Origin of the sequence: Embleya sp. NPDC059213 (genome assembly GCF_042754445.1) — a bacterium.
GTDB lineage: Bacteria > Actinomycetota > Actinomycetes > Streptomycetales > Streptomycetaceae > Embleya.
Genome location: NZ_JBHZAV010000361.1, coordinates 1 through 4,202, shown reverse-complemented (window position 1 = coordinate 4,202; position 4,202 = coordinate 1). Strand labels below are relative to the sequence as shown.

General features: G+C 69.7%; 5 protein-coding genes. 3 read left to right on the top strand and 2 right to left on the bottom strand.

The window, feature by feature from the left end:
• Positions 1 to 237 precede the first annotated feature (237 nt).
• Positions 238 to 1,215: a carbohydrate kinase family protein gene (locus ACFXMF_RS47070; RefSeq protein WP_360304921.1), complete on the bottom strand. Its 978-nt coding sequence runs from the start codon at positions 1,213 to 1,215 to the stop codon at positions 238 to 240.
• 179 nt (positions 1,216 to 1,394) lie between these two features.
• Here ACFXMF_RS47070 and ACFXMF_RS47065 point away from each other — a divergent pair, with 179 nt between their 5' ends.
• Positions 1,395 to 1,607 carry a hypothetical protein gene (locus tag ACFXMF_RS47065; protein WP_360304919.1) on the top strand — a complete coding sequence of 71 codons (213 nt, stop codon included), beginning with the start codon at positions 1,395 to 1,397 and terminating at the stop codon, positions 1,605 to 1,607.
• A gap of 70 nt (positions 1,608 to 1,677) precedes the next feature.
• A complete protein-coding gene (locus ACFXMF_RS47060) occupies positions 1,678 to 2,295 on the top strand; it encodes a hypothetical protein (RefSeq protein ID WP_360304917.1) in 618 nt (205 codons plus the stop codon).
• 74 nt (positions 2,296 to 2,369) lie between these two features.
• Here ACFXMF_RS47060 and ACFXMF_RS47055 read toward each other — a convergent pair whose 3' ends face one another.
• Complete coding sequence (locus ACFXMF_RS47055; protein ID WP_126638364.1) at positions 2,370 to 2,723, bottom strand: iron-sulfur cluster assembly accessory protein; 354 nt, start codon at positions 2,721 to 2,723, stop codon at positions 2,370 to 2,372.
• A gap of 195 nt (positions 2,724 to 2,918) precedes the next feature.
• Between ACFXMF_RS47055 and nadA the strand changes: the two genes are divergently transcribed.
• Positions 2,919 to 4,103, top strand: a complete 1,185-nt coding sequence (gene nadA, locus ACFXMF_RS47050) for a quinolinate synthase NadA (RefSeq protein WP_379991917.1) — start codon at positions 2,919 to 2,921, stop codon at positions 4,101 to 4,103.
• Positions 4,104 to 4,202 lie beyond the last annotated feature (99 nt).

Below are 4,202 nucleotides of genomic sequence, written 5' to 3'. Positions count from 1 at the left end.
CCCAGCCCGGCCGGCGCATGAGGCCAAGCAGCCCCGCCGGCGCATGAGGCGAACCCAGCCCGGCCGGCGCATGAGGCCAAGCAGCCCCGCCGGCGTTTGAGGCGAACCCAGCCCGCCCGGCGCATGAGGGCAACCAGCCCGGCCGGCGCTTGAGGCCACTCAGCCCCGCCGGCGCATGAGGCGAAACCCGGCCCAACCGAGCGCATGAGGCCACCCGCCCGCCAAAGGCCGAGTGCGTCACGAAGCCAGGTGCGCCGCAACCTCACTCGCAGCCGAATCCCCATAGGCCTTCGCGAACCGCCCCAGGAACGACGCCCGTCGCAACGAATACTCCTGCGTCCCGACCGTCTCGATCACCAGCGTCGCCACCATGTTCCCCACCTGCGCCGCCCGCTCCAACGACAATCCCCACGAGATCCCCGCCAGGAACCCGGCCCGGAACCCGTCCCCGACCCCCGTCGGATCGACCTTGGCGTCCTCCGCAGGACAAGGCACGACGATCGTCTCCCCGTCCGCCCGCTCGACCTTGACCCCGCTCGGCCCCAGCGTGGTGACCCGCACTCCCACCTTCTTCAGGATGTCGGCCTCCGACCACCCGGTCTTCTGCACGATCAGCGCACTCTCGTACTCGTTCGTGAGCAGATAGGCCGCACCGTCGATGAGCCGCCGAATGTCCTCGCCCTCCATCCGAGCGAGCTGCTGCGAGGGATCGGCCGCGAACGCATAGCCCCGATCCCGGCACTCGTCGCTGTGCCGCAACATCGCCTCGGGGTCGTTCGCCCCGATCACGACCAGGTCCAGGCCACCGACCCGGTCGGCCACCGGACGCAATTCGATCTCGCGGGCCTCACTCATCGCGCCGGTATAGAAGGACGCGATCTGGTTGTGCTCCTCGTCCGTCGTGCACACGAACCGAGCGGTGTGATGGGTCGGCGAGATGTGCACGGACTCGGTGTCCACGTGGTGCCGGTCCAACCACGAGCGGTAGTCGACGAAGTCGGCCCCGGCGGCACCGACCAGGATCGGCGACAGCCCCAGACACCCCATGCCGAAGCAGATGTTCGGCGCGACACCACCGCGCCGGATGTCCAACTTGTCGACGAGGAAGGACAGCGAGACCACGTGCAGCTTGTCGGAGACGAGCTGGTCGGAGAACCGACCCGGAAACGTCATGAGGTGGTCGGTCGCGATCGAACCGGTCACGGCAATGCGCATGGCGCGTGTCTCCTATGTGGAGGACGGGGAAGTGGCGTACTGGGAGTACGAGAAGGGGGAAACTCGCACACGTTATCCCACCTCGGTCGTGCACCCGGTCGAAAACTACCGGTCGGTAGACCGTGCCGTCACGCTCCGTGCGACCTACGCTGAAGATCCCCGGTACAAGGAGTCGTGAAATGTCCCCGATGCCCGTGATGCGATCCCAGGCCGAGCCCGAGACGCTCGAAGACCTGCGCGGTGACTGCCGTCACATCGACGCGTCGTGGACCACGTTGGGCCCGGAGCGCCTGCCGGCCAAGGCCGTGCCCGCCGGCTCGCACGCCCCCGCCACCGAGATTCCCGCGCACGGCGCCACCCTGGTGGCCGGCATGTCCGAGTACGGCGACTGAAACACGGCGCCGGCCCGCGACCGATCCGACCTCCGGGGAACCGCGCCGCCCGGTCCCGCGTCCGATCGGCATGCGTACCCACGGTGAGCACGACGCAGACCTTCGACCCGAACCCACCGCGCCCCGACGGCCGTTGATCGTCGGGCTCGCGATCGTCGCGGTGCTCGGCATCGGCGGCGGCACCTGGGCGGTGCTCGGCGACGACGATTCGCCCCGTCCGAGCATCGCCGGCCCGGCCGACCGGGGCGGCCCCGCCGCCGTCGACCCGGCCGCACCGTCCGCCGGCCCCGCCCAGGCCCATCCGGGCGCACCCGCCACCGGCAACGGCGCGAACCCGGGCGGCTCGACGTCCTCCCCGAACCTGTCGCCCGGCGCGGCGCACACCTACTACCCGGCCCAGCGCGACACCCGCTTCAGCCGCTACACCCTGGCCCCGGACGGCCGCACCCTGACCGCGTGGTTGTGGACCGGCCAGTGCGAGCGGGACCGCCTGGTCGTCGCCCGCGAATCGGCCGGCCAGGTGGCCATCCGGGTGGAGATCACCCCGCTGGCCGACGTGTGCACCGACATGGCCGTGGAGAATTCGGTGAACGTGACGCTTCCCACACCCCTGGGCGCCCGCACCGTCGTCGACGCGGAGACCGGCGCGACCATCACCCCGGGCGGCAATCCGTTCTCGGCGGGCTGACCGAACCCACACACGGCGACGCCGCGCCGGCCCTGATGGGCCGACGCGGCGTCGAGGTGTCGCGAAGCGACGAATCAGTGGAACGAGTCGCCGCAGGCGCAGGAACCGGCCGCGTTCGGGTTGTCGATCGTGAAGCCCTGCTTCTCGATGGTGTCCACGAAGTCGATCGTGGCGCCGCTCAGATACGGCGAGCTCATCCGGTCCGTGACGACCGAGACGCCGTTGAAGTCGGCCACGACGTCGCCGTCGAGCGAACGCTCGTCGAAGAAAAGCTGGTACCGCATGCCGGAACAACCGCCGGGCTGGACGGCCACGCGCAGCGCGAGATCGTCGCGACCCTCTTGCTCCAGCAGAGTCTTGACCTTGGCCGCCGCCTCATCGCTGAGGAGGATGCCACCGGTCGTGGTGGTCTCGTCCTGGACAGTCATCTGCAAGCTCCCACGTGGTGGTTCGACATTCGTACGCCACTTCCACCCTCGGCAACCGACGGCGGCTCGGCCCTATTCCCACATCATGCTTCGGGCCCTCGCGTTTTACTCATGGTCGCACACCCCCACTCTCGTCAACCTGACACGAACAGGATAGGATTGTTAGTGTCAATTAGACGAGAAGAGGTGCGCGCCGTGACCGCGACACACGATCTGGACCTGCCGCCCGGGGTGCAGCCGACGCCGCTCGCGCTGCTGATGCTCGGGCGCGCCGCCGACCCGCGCAGCGAACGGGGCGTCGAGTGTCCCGGCGACCTGCCCTCGCCGTCCGACCCGGACCTGGTGGCCCGGGCCCGGGCGGCGAAGGAGCGGCTCGGCGACCGGGTATTCATCCTGGGCCACCACTACCAGCGCGACGAGGTGATCGAATTCGCCGACGTGACCGGCGACTCGTTCAAGCTCGCGCGCGAGGCGGCGGCCCGTCCGGACGCGCCGTACATCGTGTTCTGCGGTGTGCACTTCATGGCCGAGAGCGCCGACATCCTCACCTCCGACGACCAGCAGGTGATCCTGCCGGACCTGGCCGCGGGCTGCTCGATGGCCGACATGGCCACCTCGGAGCAGGTCGAGGAGTGCTGGGACGTGCTCGCCGACGCGGGCATCGCGGATACGACCGTGCCGGTCTCGTACATGAACTCGTCGGCCGACATCAAGGCGTTCACCGGCCGCAACGGCGGCACGATATGCACCTCCTCCAACGCCAAGCGGGCCCTGGACTGGGCCTTCGAGCAGGGCGAGAAGGTGCTGTTCCTGCCGGACCAGCACCTGGGCCGCAACACCGCGGTGCTGGAGCTGGGGCTGAGCCCGGACGACTGCGTGTTGTACAACCCGCACAAGCCAAACGGCGGCCTCACCCGCGAGCAGTTGCGCGCGGCGAAGATGATCCTGTGGCGCGGACACTGCTCGGTGCACGGGCGGTTCGACGTGAGCTCGGTCGAGGACGTACGCGCCCGGATCCCCGGGGTCAACGTGCTCGTGCACCCGGAGTGCCGGCACGAGGTGGTCACCGCGGCCGACTACGTCGGCTCGACCGAATACATCATCAACACGCTCGACGCGGCCGAGCCGGGTTCGGCGTGGGCGATCGGGACCGAGCTCAACCTGGTCCGCCGGGTGGCCGCCGCACACCCCGACAAGCAGGTCGTCTTCCTGGACAAGACGGTGTGCTTCTGCTCGACGATGAACCGGATCGACCTGCCGCACCTGGTGTGGACGCTCGAATCGCTGGTCGAGGGCAATGTGGTCAACCGGATCCGGGTGGACGCGGAGACCGAGAAGTTCGCCAAGGTCGCGCTCGACCGCATGCTGGCCCTGCCGTAAAGCGGCCGGCCACGACAGTGAGCGGGCGGGGGGGGCCCCCGCCCCCCCCCGCCCCCCCCCCCCACCCCCCCCCGCAAAAGCGGACCACCGAGCTGGTGG

Coding starts and splice junctions, on each gene's coding strand:
- ACFXMF_RS47070 (WP_360304921.1), bottom strand. CDS start 1,215: ATGCGCATTGCCGTGACCGGTTCGATCGCGACCGACCACCTCATGACG.
- ACFXMF_RS47055 (WP_126638364.1), bottom strand. CDS start 2,723: ATGACTGTCCAGGACGAGACCACCACGACCGGTGGCATCCTCCTCAGC.
- ACFXMF_RS47060 (WP_360304917.1), top strand. CDS start 1,678: ATGCGTACCCACGGTGAGCACGACGCAGACCTTCGACCCGAACCCACC.
- ACFXMF_RS47065 (WP_360304919.1), top strand. CDS start 1,395: ATGTCCCCGATGCCCGTGATGCGATCCCAGGCCGAGCCCGAGACGCTC.